Source organism: Sphingoaurantiacus capsulatus, assembly GCF_042648405.1.
In the GTDB taxonomy this organism is placed as follows: domain Bacteria; phylum Pseudomonadota; class Alphaproteobacteria; order Sphingomonadales; family Sphingomonadaceae; genus Sphingoaurantiacus; species Sphingoaurantiacus capsulatus.
The window spans coordinates 1-20,743 of record NZ_JBHRXV010000004.1 but is presented as its reverse complement, the minus strand read 5'-3'; the positions used below and the strand labels follow the sequence as shown (position 1 = coordinate 20,743).

At 68.6% G+C, this 20,743-nt stretch carries 18 protein-coding genes; 6 read left to right on the top strand and 12 right to left on the bottom strand.

Features of this window, described 5'->3' with window-relative positions; all coding sequences use genetic code 11:
* Positions 1–61: 61 nt before the first annotated feature.
* Genes ACFOMD_RS05275 through ACFOMD_RS05240 form a run of 8 tightly spaced genes read right to left on the bottom strand, consistent with a single transcriptional unit; the run spans position 62 to position 8,672 of the window.
* On the bottom strand, positions 62–1,039 hold the full coding sequence (locus ACFOMD_RS05275) for a type II secretion system F family protein (RefSeq protein WP_380857955.1): 978 nt from the start codon (positions 1,037–1,039) through the stop codon (positions 62–64).
* Positions 1,039–1,992 carry a type II secretion system F family protein gene (locus tag ACFOMD_RS05270; RefSeq protein ID WP_380859564.1) on the bottom strand — a complete coding sequence of 318 codons (954 nt, stop codon included), beginning with the start codon at positions 1,990–1,992 and terminating at the stop codon, positions 1,039–1,041. Before ACFOMD_RS05270 ends, ACFOMD_RS05275 begins: the two co-directional genes overlap by 1 nt.
* A gap of 17 nt (positions 1,993–2,009) precedes the next feature.
* Positions 2,010–3,689 carry a CpaF family protein gene (locus tag ACFOMD_RS05265; RefSeq protein ID WP_380857952.1) on the bottom strand — a complete coding sequence of 560 codons (1,680 nt, stop codon included), beginning with the start codon at positions 3,687–3,689 and terminating at the stop codon, positions 2,010–2,012.
* A gap of 21 nt (positions 3,690–3,710) precedes the next feature.
* Positions 3,711–4,982 carry an AAA family ATPase gene (locus ACFOMD_RS05260; RefSeq protein WP_380857949.1) on the bottom strand — a complete coding sequence of 424 codons (1,272 nt, stop codon included), beginning with the start codon at positions 4,980–4,982 and terminating at the stop codon, positions 3,711–3,713.
* Positions 4,983–4,993: 11 nt separating this feature from the next.
* On the bottom strand, positions 4,994–5,614 hold the full coding sequence (locus ACFOMD_RS05255) for a CpaD family pilus assembly protein (RefSeq protein WP_380857946.1): 621 nt from the start codon (positions 5,612–5,614) through the stop codon (positions 4,994–4,996).
* 11 nt (positions 5,615–5,625) lie between these two features.
* Positions 5,626–7,182: a type II and III secretion system protein family protein gene (locus ACFOMD_RS05250; RefSeq protein WP_380857943.1), complete on the bottom strand. Its 1,557-nt coding sequence runs from the start codon at positions 7,180–7,182 to the stop codon at positions 5,626–5,628.
* Positions 7,182–8,162 (bottom strand): Flp pilus assembly protein CpaB, encoded by a 981-nt coding sequence (gene cpaB, locus ACFOMD_RS05245; protein WP_380857940.1) that lies wholly within the window; start codon positions 8,160–8,162, stop codon positions 7,182–7,184. Before cpaB ends, ACFOMD_RS05250 begins: the two co-directional genes overlap by 1 nt.
* Before the next feature lie 36 nt (positions 8,163–8,198).
* Positions 8,199–8,672 carry an A24 family peptidase gene (locus ACFOMD_RS05240; protein WP_380857937.1) on the bottom strand — a complete coding sequence of 158 codons (474 nt, stop codon included), beginning with the start codon at positions 8,670–8,672 and terminating at the stop codon, positions 8,199–8,201.
* 48 nt (positions 8,673–8,720) lie between these two features.
* On the opposite strand from ACFOMD_RS05240, the gene ACFOMD_RS05235 reads away from it, so the two are divergent.
* Together ACFOMD_RS05235 and ACFOMD_RS05230 are read left to right on the top strand one after the other, a co-directional pair.
* A complete protein-coding gene (locus tag ACFOMD_RS05235; RefSeq protein ID WP_380857934.1) occupies positions 8,721–9,653 on the top strand; it encodes an alpha/beta fold hydrolase in 933 nt (310 codons plus the stop codon).
* Positions 9,650–10,747: an NAD(P)/FAD-dependent oxidoreductase gene (locus ACFOMD_RS05230; RefSeq protein WP_380857931.1), complete on the top strand. Its 1,098-nt coding sequence runs from the start codon at positions 9,650–9,652 to the stop codon at positions 10,745–10,747. The genes ACFOMD_RS05235 and ACFOMD_RS05230 overlap by 4 nt, the downstream gene beginning before the upstream one ends.
* 3 nt (positions 10,748–10,750) lie before the next feature.
* Here ACFOMD_RS05230 and ACFOMD_RS05225 read toward each other — a convergent pair whose 3' ends face one another.
* Positions 10,751–11,206, bottom strand: coding sequence for an outer membrane protein assembly factor BamE (locus tag ACFOMD_RS05225; RefSeq protein ID WP_380857928.1), 456 nt, complete (start codon positions 11,204–11,206; stop codon positions 10,751–10,753).
* A gap of 103 nt (positions 11,207–11,309) precedes the next feature.
* Between ACFOMD_RS05225 and ACFOMD_RS05220 the strand changes: the two genes are divergently transcribed.
* The 3 genes from ACFOMD_RS05220 to ACFOMD_RS05210 are packed head-to-tail and all read left to right on the top strand — an operon-like array spanning position 11,310 to position 13,865.
* Positions 11,310–11,834 carry a ubiquinol-cytochrome C chaperone family protein gene (locus tag ACFOMD_RS05220; protein ID WP_380857925.1) on the top strand — a complete coding sequence of 175 codons (525 nt, stop codon included), beginning with the start codon at positions 11,310–11,312 and terminating at the stop codon, positions 11,832–11,834.
* On the top strand, positions 11,831–12,379 hold the full coding sequence (locus ACFOMD_RS05215; RefSeq protein ID WP_380857922.1) for a YceD family protein: 549 nt from the start codon (positions 11,831–11,833) through the stop codon (positions 12,377–12,379). The genes ACFOMD_RS05220 and ACFOMD_RS05215 overlap by 4 nt, the downstream gene beginning before the upstream one ends.
* Before the next feature lie 46 nt (positions 12,380–12,425).
* Positions 12,426–13,865 (top strand): AMP nucleosidase, encoded by a 1,440-nt coding sequence (locus ACFOMD_RS05210; protein ID WP_380857919.1) that lies wholly within the window; start codon positions 12,426–12,428, stop codon positions 13,863–13,865.
* Between the two features lie 153 nt (positions 13,866–14,018).
* Here ACFOMD_RS05210 and ssb read toward each other — a convergent pair whose 3' ends face one another.
* The 3 genes from ssb to ACFOMD_RS05195 form a co-directional block, all read right to left on the bottom strand.
* Complete coding sequence (ssb, locus tag ACFOMD_RS05205) at positions 14,019–14,597, bottom strand: single-stranded DNA-binding protein (RefSeq protein WP_380857916.1); 579 nt, start codon at positions 14,595–14,597, stop codon at positions 14,019–14,021.
* Between the two features lie 125 nt (positions 14,598–14,722).
* A complete protein-coding gene (gene feoB, locus ACFOMD_RS05200) occupies positions 14,723–16,567 on the bottom strand; it encodes a ferrous iron transporter B (protein WP_380857913.1) in 1,845 nt (614 codons plus the stop codon).
* Entirely contained in the window at positions 16,564–16,818 is a 255-nt protein-coding gene (locus ACFOMD_RS05195) for a FeoA family protein (protein WP_380857911.1), read from the bottom strand. The genes feoB and ACFOMD_RS05195 overlap by 4 nt, the downstream gene beginning before the upstream one ends.
* Before the next feature lie 159 nt (positions 16,819–16,977).
* Between ACFOMD_RS05195 and ACFOMD_RS05190 the strand changes: the two genes are divergently transcribed.
* Positions 16,978–20,688: a PAS domain S-box protein gene (locus ACFOMD_RS05190; RefSeq protein WP_380857908.1), complete on the top strand. Its 3,711-nt coding sequence runs from the start codon at positions 16,978–16,980 to the stop codon at positions 20,686–20,688.
* Positions 20,689–20,743 lie beyond the last annotated feature (55 nt).

Genomic DNA, 20,743 nt, shown 5'->3' with positions numbered 1-20,743 from the left:
TGGCGCTCGCACACCCTCACCTAGCCTCTCCCGCAAGCGGGAGAGGGACTTGGTCGGTGCCTTACAGCGAGTCGGAGATCGAGCAGGCGGCTGGCCCCAAGATCACGATGAACAGCACCGGCAGGATGAACAGGATCAGCGGCACCGTCATGATCGCGGGCAGCCGCGCGGCCTTTTCCTCGGCGCGCATCATCCGCTCGTTGCGGAATTCGGCAGAAAGCACGCGCAGCGCGCTCGCCAGCGGCGTGCCGTACTTCTCGGTCTGCACCATCGTGGTGACGACGCCGCGGATGCTTTCCAATGCGACGCGCTGCGAGAGATTGTCGAATGCCTGCCGCCGGTCGGTGAGGAAGCCGAGCTCGATCGAGGTCAGCGCGAACTCGTCGCCGAGCTCGGGGTAGCCGGCGCCCAGTTCGCGCGCGACGCGGCTGAAGGCGGCATCGACGGTGAGGCCGGCCTCGGCGCAGATCACCAGCAGGTCGAGCGCATCGGGCAGGCCCTTGCGGATCGCCTCCGACCGCTTCGACACGAGGTTTTGCACGAACAGGTCGGGGGCCTTGTACGACCCGAACAGCGAGCCCGCGGCGATCAGCATCTGGGTGAAGTTCGAATAGCTGTCGAACAGGTGGAAGACATAGACGGCGAGTACCATGCCGCCGCCGAGAAACAGCGGCATCGTCAACCGCGCGAACAGCAGCGCCACGATCGCGTCCTTCGATCGGATGCCGGCCTGCGCCAGCTTGGTCGCCGCCGCCTGCGTCTGCTCGTCCTGCAGCACCGCCAGCTTTTTCAGTACGGTACGCATGACGTCGGTCGCCTCGGCCTTGGCCGTGACGCTGCTGCGCCTGCGCGAGGCGGTGATGCCGGCCTTCAGCTGCTCGCGCCGCTCCTGCAGCGCCTTCACCCGGCCGCGCATCGGGTCGCGCACCGTCGTCGCCGCCCAGACGGCGACCATCACCGCCAATGTCGCGAAGGCCGCCAGCAGCGTGGCGATATCCGTCGGCGCGAGGCCGAGGACGGTCATCTCTTCCTCGCCCATCAGATCTCGAACCTCACCATCTTCGACATGATGAAGGCGCCGATCGACATCCAGACGAAGCCGATGGTGCCGGCGATCATCAGCCGCTGATCCTCGAAGAAGGGCATCAGGTAATTCTTGTTCGCCATCCACACGAGGCCGAACACCGCGAAGGGCAGCGAGCCGACGATGTAGGCCGACGCCTTCGATTCGGACGACATCGCGTTGATCTTCAGCTTCATCTGCGCGCGCTTGCGCAACACTTCGCCAAGGTTCGCCAAGGTTTCGGCGAGGTTGCCGCCGGTCTCGCGCTGGATCGACAGGGTGATGACGAAGAACTGGAACTCGGGCGTATTCATGCGCGCCGCCATCTCGTGCAGCGCCACCTCCATCGTGCGGCCGATGCGGATCTTGTCGGCGACGATGCGGAATTCGCTGCCGACCGGCTCGGCGATCTCCTTGCCGACGACGCCCAGCGATTCGGAAACGGGCAGGCCCGAGCGCAGGCCGCGGACGAGCAGGTCGATGGCGTCGGGGAAACGCGTGGTGAAGGCGGCGACGCGGCGCTTGATCAGGAAGCCGACCACCGCGTGCGGCAGGCCGATGCCGAGGAAGCTGCCGACGAGCAGCGCGAGCAGCGGCGGGGCGCCGGCGCTGATCAGCACCAGCGCGGCGCCGGTGAAAGTGCCGGCGCAGGCGAGCGCATATTGGCCGAGCGTCCAGCTCTTGCCGCTGCGCTCCAGCCGCGCGCGCAGCTCGGCGGGGCGGGGGATGAACTGGCCGACGACGCTGTCGAGCTTGTTGTCGCGCTGGGCGATCAGCCGCTTCATCTGCGCGCGCGCCAGCATCTCGCGCGATCCGGAATGGCGCTCGCGCAGGGCTTCGAGCCGCTTCGACGCCTTCTTGGCGCTGCCGTCACCGGCGAAGGCGAAAACGCCCAAGCCCAGGGTCAGCGACAGGCCGACGAACAGCATCAGGAAGCCAAGGTCGGTCACATGCACTCCATGAGCGCGCGGCCGAGGCCATAATATTCGGCACGCTCGTAGAAGGCGGGGCGCAGGCCCGACGAGACATGCTCGCCGCGCAGGTTTCCGCCCTCGTCCTCGCCGTCGTAGCGGTAGGTGTAGAGGTCTTGCATGGTGATGACGTCACCTTCCATGCCGACGATCTCCGAGATGTAGGTGATGCGGCGCTTGCCGTCGCGCATGCGGCTGATCTGGATGATCATGTTCACCGCGTCGGAAATCTGCTGGCGGATCGCCTTCGCCGGTAGGTTTAGGCCCGCCATGTTGATCATGTTCTCGACACGGGTCAGCGCCTCACGCGGGCGGTTGGCGTGCAAGGTGCCGAGCGAGCCGTCGTGGCCGGTATTCATCGCGGCCAAGAGGTCGAACGCCTCGGGGCCGCGCACCTCGCCGAGGATGATGCGGTCGGGGCGCATGCGCAGCGCGTTCTTGACGAGGTCGCGCATGTTGACCTGGCCGTTGCCTTCAAGGTTCGCCGGGCGGGTTTCGAGGCGGACGACGTGCGGCTGCTGAAGCTGAAGCTCGGCGGCGTCCTCGATGGTGACGACGCGCTCGTCGGGGTCGATGTTGCGGCTGATCGCGTTGAGCAGCGTGGTCTTGCCCGAGCCGGTGCCGCCCGAGATGATGATGTTCATCCGGCAGCGGCCGGCGATGTTGAGCAGCTTGCACATCTTCGGCGTCAGCGAGCCGAATTCGAGCATCTTCTCCAAGGTCAGCTTCGACTTCGAAAATTTGCGGATGGTGATCGTCGAGCCGTCGATGGCGAGCGGCGGGATGATGACGTTGACGCGGCTGCCGTCCAAAAGACGCGCGTCGCAGATCGGCGAGCTTTCATCGACGCGGCGGCCGACCGCCGAGACGATGCGCTGCGCGATGTTGAGCAGATGCTGCTCGTCGCGGAAGGTGACATCGGAGAGCGTGATCTTGCCCTTCCGCTCGATGAACACCGTCTTGTAGCCATTGACCATGATCTCGGTGATCGCCTCGTCGGCGAGCAGCGGCTCGAGCGGGCCGAGGCCGAGCATGTCGTTCAACAGCAGCGTGACGAGGTCGCGCTGCTCGCTCTGGTTGAGGTGAATCTTCTCCGACACGAGGATTTCGGAGACGACCTCCGACACCTGCTCGGCGAGCTCGCCGCGGCTCATCTCCGCCATCACCGAGGCGTCGATGCGCTCCATCAGCAGCGGGTGGACACGCTCCTTGGCGGTAACGACGCTGTTCTTGCTAAGCGCCGCGGCGCGCTGCGTCCGCGCCGCGGCCTCGCCGAGGGGGTCGGGCTCGAGCCCGCCGAAGGCGGCGACAAGTTCGTTGAGCAGGACGGTGACGGTGTCACGGACGCTGCCCTCGTCGACCATGAGCCCGAGATCGCGCGCCACGCGGCGGACCATCTGCTCCATCTGGGCGGCCAACTCACCCCGCGTCTGGGTACGGCTGCTATTCGGGAAGAGGTTGAGCAACTCCGGCGCGATTACCGCGTGAATTTCGGCGATACAGCCGGCGGCCTCGGCCGACATCGAGGCGCTCAGCCGCCCTTCCGGGGTCACCGGCTCGTTGACGAGCGGACGCCGCGCCGTCTGCGCCGAGCCGAAGCTCGCCGTCGAGGGCGGGGTCAATCCGCTGCGTTTGCCGAACCCGATCACAGCCATCTACGCACACTCACTGGGCCGTCAGCTGCCCTTGGACAGCAGGCCCTTCAGGTTGAACTTGTCGATCAGCGACTTCTTCGGCCCACTGTGGCCAGCGTCCGCCTCGAAGTCGCTGGTGGCGAGCGCCGACAGCTGGTCGAACGGGGCGCTGAGCTTGCTTCCCTTGGCGACGGCGGCGAGGCATTTGCCCTGCCGCGCCGCGCTGACCGCGAGCTTGGCGTCATAGGGAATGACCACGTCGATCCTGCGCTCGATCGAGGTCTCGAAATCCTTGCGCGACACCTCGGGCGCCGGCGCGGTGAGCAGCTTGTTAACGACGATGGTGACGCGCGCGTTCGGCGCCTGGCTCTTCAGCCAGCCGAGCAGGCGGATAGTGTCGCGGGTCGCGGCCAGCGACTGTTCGGTGACGACGATCACCTGCTGCACCTCGCCGACGAGATGCGGATGCTGCACGGCGAGCGTGCGCGGCAGATCGACGACGACGCCTTCGAACGCACCGCGCATCTCCTCCTGCAAATGGAACAGCGCCGAGCCGTCGACCATCAGCGGCTGGGCGATCGGCGCTTCGGCCGACAGCACCGCCAGCCGCTCGGTGGCACGGACGATGGCGCGTTCGATGAACAGACCGTCGATGCGGCTGGGGTTTTCCAGCGCGTCGGTAAGGCCGCGCCCCGGTTCGAGATCAAAGGCGAGCGCGCCGGTGCCGAAATGCACGTCGAGGTCGAGCAGCGCGGTCGAGCGCTGCTGGCGCTCCGCGAGCATCCAGGCGAGCGAGGTGGCGAGCGAGGTCGCGCCGACGCCGCCGCGCGCGCCGATCACCGCCACCGTCAGCCGCGGCTTGTCGGCACCGGCGACATCAGCGGCCTTCGGGCCGGCCAGCGCTCCTTGCGCATTGAGCAGTGACTCGCGCACCGCTGCGGGATCGAGCGGTTTGAGCAGATAATCCTGCAGGCCTGACGCGATCAGGTCGCGGTAGAGGCGCACGTCGTTGACGAGGCCGGCGGCGATGACGATCGTCCCCGGCTCGCACACCTCGGCGAGCGCGTTGATGTCGTTCAGCGGATCGCTCGAATCGCCGAGATCGACGAACAATATCTGCGGGCCGGCGGAGACCGACAGCGCCTGCACGGCGTTGCGCACCCCGCCCTTGTTGATCTTGTCCGCCGGCCAGCCGACCTCGGCCACGACGGGGCGGATCGCCTCGGCAGTGGCGTCGTCGCAGACAAAGGCGGCGAAGGGCTCGCGCAGCGCGAGGCCGCCCGAGCGCTTGTTGGGATTCCAGGGGGCGTTCATGTCCGTCTCCCCTAGTTGCCGGTGGTCGCGATGTCGGACTTGGGCAGCTTGCCCGTGCCCGTCGGCTTGCGCTCGCGATAGACGTTGATCGCCTTCGACGTCGTGTGGCCGTCCGCGCCGGTGTAGGTCTGGCCGTCGATCAGGTCGTTCGGGTCGGCGATCATCGCCGCGAGATTGCTGACCGAGGCGCAGCCATAGTTGCTCATGCTCGAATTACCGGTCGTCGGGTTCGACGGCCGCCGCCAGTCGGGGCAGTCGGGCACGCTGACCTGCGTGCGGGTGATGACGACGCGCGCCGTTCCGGCCGGCAGCGCGGCGGTGACGGGGGCGGTATCCTGCACGAGCAGGCCGAAGCGCGCGACGACGCCGGCGATGGCGGCGCGGCGGCTGACAGCCCCGGCGGCGATCGGATCATCGACGCCGATCCGGTCGCCATATGCGACGCCGACCGCGCCAAGCCATTGTTCGAGCGCGGCGGCCTGATCGGCGGGCAGCGAGTCGGTGTCCGAGAATCGCACGTCGAAGGCGAAGCTGCTGCGCGCGATCTCGGGCGCCTTCATCGTATTGACCGAGCGATTGTCGGGCATGCAGGCGGCGAGAAGCGCGAGCGGGATCAGCAGGGCGATACGCATCGGGCGGCTCCTCAGTTGAGCGCGAAGCCGGGGGCGGGCTGCGCAGGGGTGGCGGGAACGGGCGCGGCGGCGGCCGGCGCGGCCCTGGCGGGCTCCACGACCGTCGGCTGCGGGCGGGTATTGGCGCTCTTGCCGTCGAAGGTCTTGCCGAGCAGCCAGCGCTGCAGATCGGTCGGGGCCTGGTAGCCGTCAGTCGGCAGGCGGACCTGCGCGGCGTTCATCGGCTTCACCAGATAGGGGGTGATGACGATGACCAGCTCGGTCTCGTTGCGCTGGAAGCGGTCCGACTTGAACAGCGCGCCGATGATCGGCAGGTCGCCGAGCAGCGGCGTCTTGTCGGTCGAGGTGTTGGTGCGGTTGCGCAGCAGCCCGGCGATCATGAAGCTCTGGCCGGAGCCGAGCTCGACCGTCGTCTCGGCGCGGCGCGTGGTCAGCGCCGGGATGACGAAGTTGTTGAGGCGCACCGCACCGTCGTCGGTCAGCTCCGACACTTCCGGGCGGACGCGCATCGAGATGCGGTTGCCGTCGAGCACGGTTGGCGTGAAGGCGAGGCCGACGCCATATTCCTTGAACTGGATATCGACGCCGCCGTTGGTGTCGAGCGTCGGGATCGGGAATTCGCCGCCGGCGAGGAAGCTCGCCGTCTCGCCCGACAGCGCGGTGAGGTTCGGCTCGGCGAGCACGCTCACCACGCCGTCCTGCTCCAGCGCATCGATGGCGGCGGCAAGGTCGAGGCCGAACAGCTTGCCCGCGAGGTTGAAGGTGGTGTTGGCGGTCGCCGGGTTGACGAAGTTGTAGCTGGTGCCGCCGACGAGAAATTGTCCCGTCGCGGGGTCGAAGGGCAGCGACAGCGAGTTGGCCGGCAGGCCGTACAGCCCCGACGCATCGACCTTCGGGAAGCGCGAGAAGTCGGTCGGCGCGATCGTGCCGATGTTGCGCCCGCGGCTGATACCGAAGCCGAAGCCGCTGCCGATGTCGCGCGACAGCAGGTTGACGCCGAGCTCCTTTAACAGCCCGCGGCTGACCTCGGCGATCTTCACCTGCAGGTTCACCTGCACCGGCATCGCGGTCTTCAGCTTGGTGACGACGGTGGTCTTCTCGCCGACGAAGGCCTGCGTCAGTCGTGTGGCTTCCTCGACCTCGCTCGGGTTGGCGACGGTGCCGGTCAGCAGCACCAGGCCGTTCATCGGGGTCACCTCGATCGCGGCGGCGGGCATGGTCATGCCCAGCATCGATTTGATCTGGTCGATGTTCTGCGCGACGCGGACGTTGGCCGAATAGACCACCTTGCCGCCGGCGTCGGTGGCGTAGAGCGAGGTCTCGCCGCCGCTGATCCCGAACACGTAGATGTGAGTCGACGACTTCACCTGCACATCGGCGATCTTGTCGTTGGCGACGAACACATCGGTAACGGCGCGGGGCAGGCGGACGAGCGTGCCCTTGCCGACGCCGAGCGCGATGCCGCTTTCGGCTTCCTGAATGACCGGGCCGGTCTGCGCCACCGCTGACGGATCGGCGAGCACGAGGCCGGCGGCGAGCACGCCGGCGCGCAACAGATTGTGCTTCATCATCGGCCCCCTACCGAAACGGTCGAAACGTCCTTGCCGCGCGCGACGCGGACGACCGGCCCGGCGGGCCGCGCGGCGGCAACGGCAGGCGCCGGCTTGTCGCCGCCGTCGTCGCTGCTCTTCGACGACGGCATCGAGGACCGCTGGAAACGCGAGACCTCGCCGCCGGTAGTGTAGGTCGGGTTCACGTCGGACGGCATGCGCGCGACCGCCAGTTCGAGCGCGCGGTCGGCGGCGGCGTCGTTGCCGTCGACGTTCACCTCGCCCGCGGCGATGGCGCGCTCCAGCTCGGCGGCGTTGTCGGCGATCGAGCGCAGGCTCAGCGACAGCGTGCCGATCTTCTCCGCCACCGTGATCTTCTCGGCGAGCTTCGGCGTCACTTCGAGCGTCGCGGTGCGGCCGACCTTCGCCTCGGTGCTGGTGTCGTCCATGCGCTGGTCGACGGCGAGCACGCGCAAATTGCGCACGATGGTTTCCGAGGTGCGCAGCGACGGGCCGTCGCCGCTGACTTCTTGCGTCAGGATCACATCGACGCGGTCGCCCGGAAACAGGAAGCCGGCGATGCCGCTGGTATCCGACAGCGAGATGGTGGTGGCGCGCATGCCGGGTCCGAGCGCGGCGGCGAGGAAGCCGTTCTCGCCGGGGCCGATCAGCGCGCCGTGCGCCACCGGCTGGCCGGCCATGACGGTGTGGCGCACGACCTTGCCGACCAGCGTCGCCGGATCGACGGTTCCTTTGAGGAAATAGGCCTTCTCGACCATGTCCTTCGGCCACGGCTGGAACACCAGCATGTCGGCGACGATGATGGTACCGAGCGGCAGCGGCTTCGCGGCGACCAGCACCTCGTTGCCGATCGGCTCGACGGGCGCCGGCGCCGCGACTGCGGCCCCGCCACCCGAAAACATGCTGCGCGCCATGAAGGCGGTGACGCCGGCGACAAGCAGCGCGCCGACCAGCAGAATCAGCTTACGGACATCCATGACCCCAAGCACCTCAAACGCATCCCCAAGGGTCCGCTATGCCGGGAATTGTTTAACAAGTGGTTCGGCGAGGATGAGGAAGGCGCCGGCGGCGATGGCGAGGCCGTAGGGAATCTCCGGCCGCCCCTCGGCGCGGGCGACGCGGTGACGCACCAGCAGCGCGAGGGTGAGGAGGCCGCCGGCAACGGCGACGAGCATCATCAGTTCGAGATAGGCGCGCGGCGGAAACCACAGGGCGAGCGCCGCGAGCAGCTTCACGTCGCCGCCGCCCATCACCCCGATCGCGAATAGCGCGGCGAGCCCCGCGAACACCGCGACGGCGAATCCGGCCTGCCAGAGAAAGCCGGGCCAGAAGGCCGCGCCCGAGGCCCACCAGTAAGGCAGGCTCAGCAGCGCAACGGCAAGGCACAGCCAATTGGGAATGGTGAAACGGCGCACGTCGCCGACCGCTGCCACGATCAGCAACAGCGCCAGCGTCGCAAGGCTTCCCCAAGAGACCCAGTCGACCATCGCGGCGCACGCTAGACGGCATGGTTGAAGAAAGCGTAACCAACGGCCGTGTCCGCCGACCCGCTTTCCCGCCGCCGCACGCTGCCGCCCGATCCGATCCGGGATACGCTCGCCGTCGACGGCTGGCCGCTGCGCACCGTGCACTGGGCGGGGGGCGACGCGGGGTCGATCCTGTTCGTCGGCGGTCGCGCCGATTTCATCGAGAAATATGGCGAGGCCTATTGGGCGTGGCGCGACGCGGGGTTCGGCGTCGCGACCTTCGACTGGCGCGGGCAGGGGCTGTCGGGCCGTACCGGCGTCGCGCCGTCGGTCGGCCATGGCGACTTCAACCGCTGGACCGACGATCTCGACGCGGTGGTGGCCTGGTTCGTCGCGACGATGCCGGCGCCGCATTTCGTTGTCGGTCATTCGATGGGCGGGCACCTGACCTTGCGGCATCTTGCGCGCGGCAGGAGCCCGCTCCAGCGCGGCGTGCTGCTGGCGCCGATGGTCGGCATCCGTGCCGTCGGCGTGGCGCCGCGGGTGATGCGCTGGCTGGCCGACCGCGCGACCGGCATCGGCTGGGGCGGGCGCTTCGCCCTGGCGCAGCGGCCCTATGGCGCGTGGCAGCAGCGGCCGGAGCGGCAGGCGCTGCTCACCGGGTCGCCCGAGCGCTTCGGTGACGAGCGCTGGTGGATCGACGGCGACCCCGACCTCGCGATCGGCGGGATCAGCTTTGGGTGGCTGTCGAGCGCGCTCGCCTCGATCGACACGTTGTTCGCGCCCGGCGCACTGGAAACGGTGAAGACGCCGCTGCTCATCCTGATGGGCGCGCGCGAGGGGCTGGTCGACGTGGCGGCGGTGCATCGGGCCGCCGAGCGCTTGCCCAACGCGACGCTGCACATCATTCCCGACGGGCGGCACGAACTGCTGCGCGAGGTGGATTCCATCCGGGACGAGACGCAGGCGCGGATCGTCAATTTCCTGAAGGCGGCGGCATGACCCCTGAAGTCGCGATTATCGGCGCGGGCATCGCGGGGGCGAGCGTCGCCTATTTCCTGGGCGACCGCGCGCGGGTGACGATCATCGAAGGCGAGTCGCACCCCGGCTATCACACCACCGGCCGGTCGGCGGCCTTCTATGCCGAAACCTATGGCGGGCCGGTGATCCAGCCGCTGACGACGGGATCGAAGGACTTCTTCGAGGCGCCGCCGGCGGGCTTTGCCGATGCGGCGCTGCTGACGCCGCGCGGCGGGCTGCACATCGCCAATGAAGCGTCGCTTGGCGAGCTCGACGCGCTGGCGCGCGAGTTCGCCGACACCGGCGTGGTAATCGAGCGGCTCGACGGCTCGACGGTCGCGGCGCGCTGGCCGCAGCTTCGCCCTGAATGGCTGGCGGGGGCGCTGTGGGAGGCCGATTGCCGCGACATCGACGTGGCGGCGCTGCACCAGGGTTTCCTCGCGCAGGCGCGGCGCGGCGGGGCCAAGCTGCTGACCGATGCGCGGGTGACGGCGCTGACGCGACAGGGCGAGCGCTGGCGGATCGAGACCACTGTGGGCGAGGTCACCGCCGATATCGTCGTCGACGCCGCGGGCGCCTGGGGCGATGTGATCGCGGCGATGGCGGGCGCGAAGCCGGTCGGGCTGATGCCGCTGCGGCGCACGGTGGCGGTGGTCGAGGTGGCGCCCGAGGCGCCCGCCGACCTGCCGCTGGTGATCGGCGCCGACGGCAGCTTCTACTTCAAGCCCGACGCCGGCCGTCTCTGGGCGAGCCCGCACGATGAGATCTCCTGCGAGCCCGCCGATGTGCAGCCCGAGGAATATGACGTGGCGCTGGCCATCGACCGGCTGGAGACGGCGACGACCTGGCAGGTGAAGCGGCTGCAGCGCGCCTGGGCGGGCATCCGCACCTTCGCGCCCGACCGCGCGCCGGTCTACGGCTACGACCCGGTGGTACCCGGCTTCTTCTGGTGCGTGGGGCAGGGCGGCTTCGGCATCCAGACGGCGCCGGCTGCCGGAAAGCTGGCAGCGGCACTGCTGCTGGGGGACGTGCCGTCGACCGATGCGACGGCCTATGCGCCGGGGCGCTTCAGCTAGGCGTTATTGCGGCGGCCCGCCGGCGCTGCCGGCCGATCCGAAGCGGCCGATGTTGCCGAACAGATCCTCGAGCACACCCGTTTCGCGACCGAGCGTCGGCGTCTTGTCGTTGACCGGATCGACGTTGGCGACCTGCTCCAGCCCGCGACGATTGACGCTGGCGACATTGCCCTTCGCGTCGAAGCTGACCGCGATGATGCTCTGCTCGGTCGGCTTCGGCATCAGGAAGGCGGTCTGCTTGGTGTTGCGCGAGACATAGTACCAGGTCTTGTCGTCCCACTGGCCGGCGATCGACGGTTTGCCGAGCGCCTTTTCGACCGAGGCGCGATTGTCGATGCCCGGCTTCACCTCGGCGACGAGAACCTCGTCGACGATATAGCCCATCGTGTTGGTCGTGCGGGTGCAGGCGGGCAGCACGCCCAAGCCGATCAGCATCGAGACCATCACCAGCTTACGCATTCGAACCGCTCCCACCGCGGCATCGTTGAAAGCCGCTTTACGCGCCTCAATATGCGGAATAGCCGGGACCGCACAAGCGGCGCGAGCGCCGCAGGGAGCAGCGATGGCCTTCAATCTGTTCGACCGCCTCTTCAATCGCCACCCGGCGCCGCCGCCGATGGACGCGCTCTACCGCAGCGTCGTCGCGGTCGCGCGCGAGCCGCGCTGGTATACCGCCGGTACCGTGCCCGACACGCTGGACGGCCGGTTCGACATGGTGGCGCTTGTGCTGAGCCTCGTGCTCATCCGCCTCGAATCGGCGCCGGGGCAGGAGCAGAACCTCGTCAGCCTGACCGAGCGCTTCGTCGCCGACATGGATGGCAGCCTGCGCGAGATCGGTGTCGGCGACCTCGTTGTCGGCAAGCATATCGGCAAGATGATGGGCGCGCTCGAAGGCCGCCTCGGCGCGTATCGCGCCGCGTTCGCCGGCAACGAAGTGCTGGCCGACGCGCTGGCGCGAAACCTCTATCGCGGCGCGCCCGTCGACGGTGACGCGCTGGCGTGGGCGGCGGCCGAGGTCGTCGACCTCAACCGGGTGATCGACGGCGTGCCGCTCGACCGGCTGCTCGATGGAGAGATCCCGCGGTGACACCTGAATTCTCGCGGCTGGTCCGGCTGTCGGAGATCGGCGGCGTCGCCAAGGCGGAGTGGATCGAGGCGTCGGCAGCCGAGCGCGCGGCGCTGGTCGCGCGCTTCGCACTCGCCTCGCTCGACAGCCTGCGCGGCGAACTGAGCGTGCGGCGCGAGGCGGCGGGCATTCGCGTGAAGGGGCGGGTTATCGCCGAGGGCGCGCAGCTGTGCGTGGTGTCGGCGGAGCCGGTGCCGATGGCGATCGACGAGCCGGTCGACCTGCTGTTCGCCGCGCATGCGACCGAGCCGAAGCCCGATGAGGAAATCGAACTGGGCGAGGGCGATCTCGACGTGCTGCCCCTGGAAGACGGCGCGGTCGACCTTGGCGAGGCGGCGGCGCAGACCTTCGGCCTCGCGCTCGATCCCTATCCGCGCGCGTCCGACGAGGTGCTGGCGACCGCGCGCCAGCGGCTGCTAAGCGAGGAAGAGGCGGCGGCGCGGGCAGCGGCCGAGAAGACCTCGAACAACCCGTTCAGCGTGCTGAAGGGCAGCGGTTCGGACTAAATGGGGCTTGCCTTGCTCTGGTCACATCCGGTGATTATTCGAGGCCATGTCTAGCCAAGCTTCCCACATCGTCGATGAACTGCAGCGCCGGTATGACCAGTCGGTCCTCGCGCTGCGCAACGCCCTGCGCGCTTACTCCGACCGCGGCGCGCGCCCCGATCCGCAGCAGCGGGCCGAGGGCCTGTTCGCCTATCCTGAGCTGCGCGTCCATTATGCCGGCGACGGGCCGCGCCCGCAGCTGGCGCGCGCCTATGGCCGCCTGACCGCGCCGGGCGACTATGCCACCACCGTCACCCAGCCGGAGATGTTCCGCGAATATCTGACCGAGCAGATCGGCCTGCTGATCGACGACTTCGGCGCCGAGGTGTCCGTCGGATCGAGCCGCCAGGAAATTCCCTTCCCCTATGTGCTCGACGGATCGACCGATCCGCAGTTCGACGGGGCGAGCGAGCTGGCGTCAATCTTTCCGGCGACCGAGCTGGCCTCGATCGGCGACGAGATCGCCGACGGCGTCTGGCGCACCCCGCCGGGCGCGGCGCGGCCGCTGGCGCTGTTCGACGGCCTGCGCGTCGACTTCAGCCTCGCCCGGTTGCGCCACTACACCGGCACGCCGCCGGGGCACATCCAGAAGTACATCCTGTTCACCAACTACCATCGCTACGTCGACGAGTTCGTGCGCTGGGGCTGCGCGCAGCTTCGTGCCGGCGGCCCCTATGAGGCGCTGTCGGGTGCCGGCGGCGTCTACATCACGCCCGAGACCGCCGACCCCGAGCGCGCGGTGGCCGAGGGCGCATGGCGGCGGCACCAGATGCCCGCCTATCATCTGATCGCGCCGGGCGGGCAGGGGATCACCCTGGTCAACATCGGCGTCGGCCCGTCGAACGCCAAGACGATCACCGACCATCTGGCGGTGCTGCGTCCCGAGGCGTGGCTGATGATCGGCCACTGCGGCGGCCTGCGCCCGTCGCAGAAGATCGGCGATTATGTGCTGGCGCATGCCTATCTGCGCGACGACCATGTCCTCGACGAGGTGCTGCCGCCGGAAATCCCGATCCCGGCGCTCGCCGAAGTACAGCAGGCGATGAGCCAGGCCGCCGAGATCGTCACCGGCGAGGATCGCGACGCGCTGAAGCGCCGCCTGCGCACCGGCACCGTGGTCACCACCGACGACCGCAACTGGGAGCTGCGCTACGCGCTCTCCGCGCTGCGCTTCAACCAGTCGCGCGCGGTCGCCATCGACATGGAATCGGCGACGATCGCCGCGCAGGGCTATCGCTTCCGCGTGCCCTACGGGACCTTGCTCTGCGTGTCGGACAAGCCGCTCCACGGCGAGATCAAGCTGCCGGGGCAGGCCAACCGCTTCTACGAACGGGCGATCTCCGAGCATATCCAGATCGGCATCGCCACCTGCGACGTGCTGCGCCAGCACGGCTCGCGCCTGCACAGCCGCAAGCTGCGCGCGTTCGACGAGCCGGCGTTCAGATAGTTCTCTCTTATCGTCATCCCCGCGAAGGCGGGGATCCATTGCCGCCGACGCTTCGGAGTATGGCCCCCCGCCTGCGCGGGGGTGACAATGAAGGGAACAAAGAAAAAGGGCGCCGGATCGCTCCGGCGCCCTTTTTCATTCAGGCCTGACGGCTCAGAATGGCACGTCGTCGTCGAGATCGTCGTCGAACGAGCCGCCCGCGGGCTTCTTGGCCGCGCCGCCGCCGCGGTTGCCGCCGCCGAAGTCGTTTCCGCCTCCGCCACCACCATAGCCGCCGCCGCCACCACCGCCGCCGCCGTAGCCGCCACGGCTGCCGCCGCCGCCGCCACCGAAGTCGTCGGCGCCGAAGTCGTTGCCGCCGCCACCGCCGCCGCCTTCACCGCGCGCGTCGAGGAGCACCAGCGCGCTGTTGAAGCGCTGCAGCACGACCTCGGTCGAATATTTGTCGGCGCCCGACTGGTCCTGCCATTTGCGGGTCTGCAGCTGGCCTTCGAGATACACCTTCGAGCCCTTGCGCAGATATTGTTCGGCCACGCGCGCCAGATTCTCGTCGAAGATCACCACGCGGTGCCACTCGGTCTTGTCCTTGCGCTCGCCCGAGTTCTTGTCGCGCCAGGTTTCCGATGTCGCGACGTTGAGGTTGACCAGCTTGCCGCCGCTTGGCAGCGACCGGGATTCAGGGTCGCGGCCGAGGTTGCCGACGAGGATGACCTTGTTCACGCTTCCAGCCATGCGGTTTCATCTTTCTTGTTTCACATGGAACATATAGGGAACGCCTGTCTTCAGGGCAACCGAATCGCCCCGAGCGTTGCGCGGGCAAGCCTAGGCGGGTTGTGGCCGAACAGGGAAGCGCGAATCTAGAGGAGTGCGCTCGATATCCAGAAGGTCAGGCCGGCGGCGATGTAGGCCATCGCGAACAGGTAGACGAACATGAAGATCGGCCACTTCCAGCTGTTGGTCTCGCGCTTCGCGACCGCCAAGGTCGCGAGGCACTGCGGCGCGAAGACGTACCAGGCGAGGAAGGCTAGCGCAGTGGGCAGCGGCCAGGCGCCGCGCAGTCGCTCGACGAGCGACTGCTCGACCTCCGCCTCGTCGCCCTGGATGGCGTAAACGGTGCCGAGCGCCGCCACCGCCACCTCGCGCGCGGCGAGGCCGGGGATCAGTGCGATGGCGATCTCGTCGTTGAAGCCGATCGGGCGGAAGATCGGCTCGATGGCGTGGCCGATGCGGCCGGCGAAGCTGTTGTCGATCTGCGTCGCGCCGTCGGTGCCCTCGGGCGACTGCGGGAAGGCGACCAGCACCCAGAGCACGACGGTGATCGCCATGATCAGCGTACCCGCGCGCTTCAGGAAGGCGCCGGCGCGCTGGTAGAGGCCGATGGTGAAGTCGCGCAGCGCCGGGGCCTGATACTTCGGCATCTCCATCAGGAAGGTCTGGCTGGTGCCCTTGGTCAGCGTCTTGCGCAACACGAAGGCAGCGGCTAGCGCGCCGAGCACGCCGAACGCGTAAAGGCCGAACAGCACGAGGCCCTGCAGGTTGAAGATGCCGCCGACCGCCTGATCGGGAATGAAGGCGGCGATGATGACGGCATAGACCGGCAGGCGCGCCGAGCAGGTCATCAGCGGCGCGATCAGCATGGTGGTCAGCCGGTCGCGCGGTTCGTCGATGGTGCGCGCCGCCATGATGCCGGGAATCGCGCAGGCGAAGGACGACAGCAGCGGGATGAAGGCGCGGCCGTTCAATCCGACGCGCGACATCAGCCGGTCCATGAGGAAGGCGGCGCGGACCATGTAGCCCGACTGTTCGAGCGCGATGATGAAGGCGAACAGGATGAGGATCTGCGGCAGAAACACGATCACCGCGCCGACGCCCGCGAGCAGGCCGTCGTTGATCAGCGACAGCAGCAGGCCTTCAGGAATCCCCGCGGCGGCCCAGCCCTGAAGCACGGCGATGCCGTCCTCGATCCAGGTCATCGGCGCCTCGGCCCAGGCGAATACCGACTGGAACATCAGGAACAGGATGGCGGCGAGGATGATCGGGCCGGCGACCGGGTGCAGCACGATGCGGTCGATGCCCTGCGTGGTACGGCGCGCAGTGCCTTGCGCAACGGTCACCGCCTTGGCCATGTCGCGCGCCTCATGCTGCAGATCGACGATGTCGGCGGGTGGCAGCGGCGCCACGACCTGCGCCTGCCCCAGCAGCGGCGCCAGCTCGGCGGCGAGCGCGTCGAGGCCACGGCGGCGGACGGCGACGGTCGGGACCACGGGCACGCCCAGGCGCGCCGACAGATGTTCGACGTCGATCTTCAGCCCGTCGCGCTCGGCGAGGTCGAACATGTTGAGCGCGACCAGCATGGGCCGGCCAAGCCGCTTCAGCTCGAGCACGAAGCGAAGGTGATTGCGCAGGTTGGTGGCATCGACGACCGCGATGATCGCTTCGGGCACGCGCTCGCCTGCCTGGTGGCCCATCACCACGTCGCGGGTCACCGCCTCGTCGGGGCTGCGCGGATCGAGGCTGTAGGTGCCGGGCAGGTCGATGATGTCGACGGTGCGGCCGTCGGCCAGCGTCAGCGGCCCGACCTTCCGTTCGACGGTGACGCCGGGATAGTTGCCGACCTTCTGCCGCGCGCCGGTCAGCGCGTTGAACAGCGAGGTCTTGCCGGCATTGGGATTGCCGACCAGCGCGGCGACGGCGGTGCTCATGCGGCGGTCGCCGGCAGGTTCGTGTCGACCCTGATCAGGCTGGCCTCGGCCCGGCGGATGGCAATGGTCATGTTGCCGACGCGCAGCGCCATCGGATCGCCCAGCGGCGCCTTGTGCAGCACCTCGACATCGACGCCCTCGTCGAAGCCCATCTCGTGCAGGCGGCGCCAGACATTCTCGCCGCAGGCGGCGCGGTCGATGCCGGTGATGATGGCGGGCATGCCCGCCGGAAGCTGATCGATGCGCGTCACGCGGCCCCCGTCTAAAGTTGCGAACGGTTATCATGACGCCCTCGGCAAGGCCAGCGTCGCGCATGCCGCACCCGTTTGTCCTTGGCCGAAAGCCTGTTATCAATTGCTTGGGGCATGTGCCGGCGGGCAAGCGGGACCCCCGGGTGGGGAGTGAGGCGTTTGGCAACCGATGGCGGGTTGATCGGCGGGGAACGCGACCTCGCCGCGCGCGTCGCCCGGCTGGAGCAGGAGCTCGCCGAGGCAAAGGCGGCGCTTGCGCAAAAGCCGATCGTCGACCGCGCGCAACTGTTCGCGCTCACCGATTCCATGCCGGTGCTCGTCTCGGTGCTGTCGCTCGATCACCACTATGAATTCGCCAACAAGGCCTATGAGAGCTGGTTCGGGCCGGAGGACGGCAAGGTCATCGGCCGCCATGCCCGCGAGGTGCTGGGAGACGAAGCCTATGCGCAGCTCGTGCCGCCGTTCGAGCGCGCGGCGAAGGGCGAGCGCGTCACCTTCGAAAGCGACATTCCCTACAAGTCGGGTGGTACGCGCCACGCGCATGTGACCTTCGCGCCGCGCCGCAATCCGGCGGACGAAATCACCGGCGTTGTCGCGATGGCGGTCGACCTTACAGGACGCTTCGTCGACGAGGTGGCACTGCGCGAAAGCGAGGATCACTACCGCCACGCCGTCGAACTCAATCCGCAGACCAGTTGGACGGCAGGCGCCGACGGCCAACTGGACCATGTGAACAGCCGCTGGGAGGAGTGGACCGGCACCAGCGGACTCGGCAGCGGCTATCTCGACGGGCTGCACCCTGACGATCAGGCGCGCACGCTCGCGGCGTGGCAGGCGTCAACGACGACCGGCCAGCCCTATGACATCGAGCACCGCGTCGCGATGCGCGACGGTAGCTTCCGCTGGATGCACTCACGCGGCTATCCGCGGCGCAACGAGGCGGCCGCCATCGTCAAATGGTACGGCACCACCGAGGATATCCACGACCGTAAGGCGGCCGAACAGGCGCTGGCGGGCGAGGCGGCGGAGCGCAACGCCATCCTCGGCCAGCTCGCGGAAGGCGTGATCGTCACCGACGCCGAGGGTCGCATCACCTTCGTCAACGATGCGGCAGCGCGCATCCACGGCATGGCGCGACTGCATGTCGGCGCTGGCGACTATGCACAGACCTATCGGCTGTTCACCGAGGAGGGCGAGCCCTATCCGTCCGCGGAGTTGCCGCTGTCGCGTGCGGTGCGCGGCGAGACGGTCAGCGAGGCGCGCTGGCTGATCCGCCGGCCCGACGCCGAAGTGTTGGCGGTGGGCAGCGCGCGGCCGGTGCTCGACGACAAGGGCGCGCAGATCGGCGCGGTGCTGACCCTGCGCGACGAGAGCGCGCGCGAGATGGCCGAGGCGATGGTCCGGCACAGCGAGGCGCGATATCGATCCCTGTTCGAATCGATCGACGCGGGCTTTTGCGTCTTCGAGATGAAGTTCGAGGGCGACAAGGCCGTCGATTACCGGTTCATCGAGGTTAATCCGGCGTTCGAGCGGCTGACCGGCCTGCACAATGCCGAAGGTCGCTGGATGCGCGATCTCGTGCCCGAACATGAGCAATATTGGTTCGATGTCTACGGACAGGTGGCACGCACAGGCGAGCCGGTGCGGGTCGAGAACCATGCGGCCGCGCTCGGCTATTGGTATGATATTCAGGCCTATCCGGTGGGCGAGCCCGGCGACAACCGCGTCGCGGCGCTGTTCAACGACGTGTCCGACCGCAAGCTCGCCGAGGCGGCGACGCATGCCGAAACCGAGGCGCTGGAGACGCTCAACCGCTTTGGCGCCGCCGTGGCCGCCGAGCTGGACGTCGAGCGCGTCGTGCAACTCGTCACCGATGCCGGCGTCGAGCTGACCGGCGCGCAGTTCGGCGCCTTCTTCTACAATGTGCTGGCCGACAGCGGCGAAGCGATGATGCTCTACACGCTGTCGGGTGCTGAGCGGGCGGCGTTCGAGAAATTCCCGATGCCGCGACCGACGGCGGTGTTCCGGCCGAGCTTCGAGGGTGAGGGCATCGTCCGCGCCGACGATATCCTCGTCGATCCGCGCTACGGCCAGAACGCGCCGCTGAAGGGCATGCCAGAGGGGCATCTGCCGGTGCGCAGCTATATCGCGGTACCGGTGGCGTCGCGATCGGGCGAGGTGATCGGCAGCCTGCTGTTCGGCCACCCCGAACCCGGCCGCTTCGCCGAGCGCCATGAGCGCGTGCTGACCGGCCTTGCCGCGCAGGCGGCGGTGGCGATCGACAATGCGCGCCTTTACCAGTCGCTCGAACGCGAGCTCGACGAGCGGCGCCGCGCCGAGGCGGCGGTGCGCGAGAGCGAGGCACGCTTCCGGCTGATCGCCGATTCGGCGCCGATCCCGATGTGGGTCACCCGGCTCGATCGCCAGCGTGAGTTCGCCAACAGCGCCTATGTCGGCTTCCTTGAGCTGCCGTACGAGGAGGCTCTGGCGTTCGACTGGCGCCACATCATTCATCCCGACGACATCGCGCGCATCTATGCCGAGCAGGTCGCGAAGGAGGCTGCGCTCGAGCCGTTCACGCTGGAGGCGCGCTACCGCAACGCCAAGGGTGAGTATCGCTGGATCCGCTCCGAATCGCAGCCGCGTTGGGGCGCGAACGGCGAGCATGCCGGCTTCATCGGCGTCGCCTATGACGTGACCATCGCCAAGCAGGGCGAACTGGAGCTGCAATCGCTGGTCGAGGAGCGCACCGCCGAGCTGCGGCAGGCGCAGAAGATGGAGGCGGTCGGGCAACTGACCGGCGGCATCGCGCACGACTTCAACAATTTGCTCACCCCGATCATGGGCAGCCTCGACATGCTGCGCCGCCGTCTCGGCCCCGACGATGTGCGGGCGCAGCGGACGGTGGAGACGGCGCTGCAGGCGACCGAGCGGGCGGCGACGCTGGTGCAGCGGCTGCTGGCGTTCGCGCGGCGGCAGGATCTGCAGGCGCGCGCGGTCGATGTCGCCGAATTGCTGACCGGCATGGACGATCTGCTGGCCCGCTCGCTCGGCGGCACGGTGCGCGTGTCGATCGAGGCGCCCGACGGGCTGGCGCCGGCGCGCGTCGACCCGAACCAGCTCGAACTCGCCATCCTCAACCTGTCGATCAACGCGCGCGACGCGATGCCGGGCGGCGGCGCCCTGACCCTGACCGCCCGAGAGGGCGAGGTGACCGCGGCGGAGGCCGATCTGAAGCCCGGGCGGTATGTGCGGATTGCCGTGGCCGACACGGGCGTCGGCATGGATGCCGAGACGCTGCGCCGGGCGGTCGAGCCCTTCTTCTCAACGAAGGGGGTCGGCAAGGGCACGGGGCTCGGGCTGTCGATGGTCTATGGCTTTGCCGCACAGCAGGGCGGCGCGCTTCGCCTGAGCAGCGCGCCGGGCGTCGGCACCATCGCCGAACTGTGGCTGCCGGTGTCCGACGAGGCGGCGGCGGCCGGGGCCAGCGGCCGCGCCACGCCGCGCAAGGCGGGCCGCGAGGCGACGATCCTGCTGGTCGACGACGAGGAACTGGTCCGCGCCGGCACGACCGATATGCTGACCGACCTTGGCTACACGGTCGTCGAAGCGCGGGCGGGGGCCGAGGCGCTGAGCCTGTTCGATGAGCGCGACGACATCGACCTGGTGGTGAGCGACTATCTGATGCCCGACATGAACGGCGCCGAACTGGCGTCGGCGCTGCGCGAGCGGAAGCCGGCGCTGCCGATCCTACTGGTCACCGGCTACACCAATCTCGCCGAGGGCGTGGCAGCGGACCTGCCGCGACTCGCCAAGCCATTCCGCCAGGACGATCTGGCGGTGCAGGTGGCGGCGCTGCTGAAAAGCTAGAGCGGGATGACGCTACACGGAAGCATACCCTGAGTTGGCGAGATAGTTGGCGCAC

Coding starts and splice junctions, on each gene's coding strand:
- ACFOMD_RS05275 (WP_380857955.1), bottom strand. CDS start 1,039: ATGGGCGAGGAAGAGATGACCGTCCTCGGCCTCGCGCCGACGGATATC.
- ACFOMD_RS05270 (WP_380859564.1), bottom strand. CDS start 1,992: ATGCTGTTCGTCGGCCTGTCGCTGACCCTGGGCTTGGGCGTTTTCGCC.
- ACFOMD_RS05265 (WP_380857952.1), bottom strand. CDS start 3,689: ATGGCTGTGATCGGGTTCGGCAAACGCAGCGGATTGACCCCGCCCTCG.
- ACFOMD_RS05260 (WP_380857949.1), bottom strand. CDS start 4,982: ATGAACGCCCCCTGGAATCCCAACAAGCGCTCGGGCGGCCTCGCGCTG.
- ACFOMD_RS05255 (WP_380857946.1), bottom strand. CDS start 5,614: ATGCGTATCGCCCTGCTGATCCCGCTCGCGCTTCTCGCCGCCTGCATG.
- ACFOMD_RS05250 (WP_380857943.1), bottom strand. CDS start 7,182: ATGAAGCACAATCTGTTGCGCGCCGGCGTGCTCGCCGCCGGCCTCGTG.
- cpaB (WP_380857940.1), bottom strand. CDS start 8,162: ATGGATGTCCGTAAGCTGATTCTGCTGGTCGGCGCGCTGCTTGTCGCC.
- ACFOMD_RS05240 (WP_380857937.1), bottom strand. CDS start 8,672: ATGGTCGACTGGGTCTCTTGGGGAAGCCTTGCGACGCTGGCGCTGTTG.
- ACFOMD_RS05230 (WP_380857931.1), top strand. CDS start 9,650: ATGACCCCTGAAGTCGCGATTATCGGCGCGGGCATCGCGGGGGCGAGC.
- ACFOMD_RS05225 (WP_380857928.1), bottom strand. CDS start 11,206: ATGCGTAAGCTGGTGATGGTCTCGATGCTGATCGGCTTGGGCGTGCTG.
- ACFOMD_RS05220 (WP_380857925.1), top strand. CDS start 11,310: ATGGCCTTCAATCTGTTCGACCGCCTCTTCAATCGCCACCCGGCGCCG.
- ACFOMD_RS05210 (WP_380857919.1), top strand. CDS start 12,426: ATGTCTAGCCAAGCTTCCCACATCGTCGATGAACTGCAGCGCCGGTAT.
- ssb (WP_380857916.1), bottom strand. CDS start 14,597: ATGGCTGGAAGCGTGAACAAGGTCATCCTCGTCGGCAACCTCGGCCGC.
- feoB (WP_380857913.1), bottom strand. CDS start 16,567: ATGAGCACCGCCGTCGCCGCGCTGGTCGGCAATCCCAATGCCGGCAAG.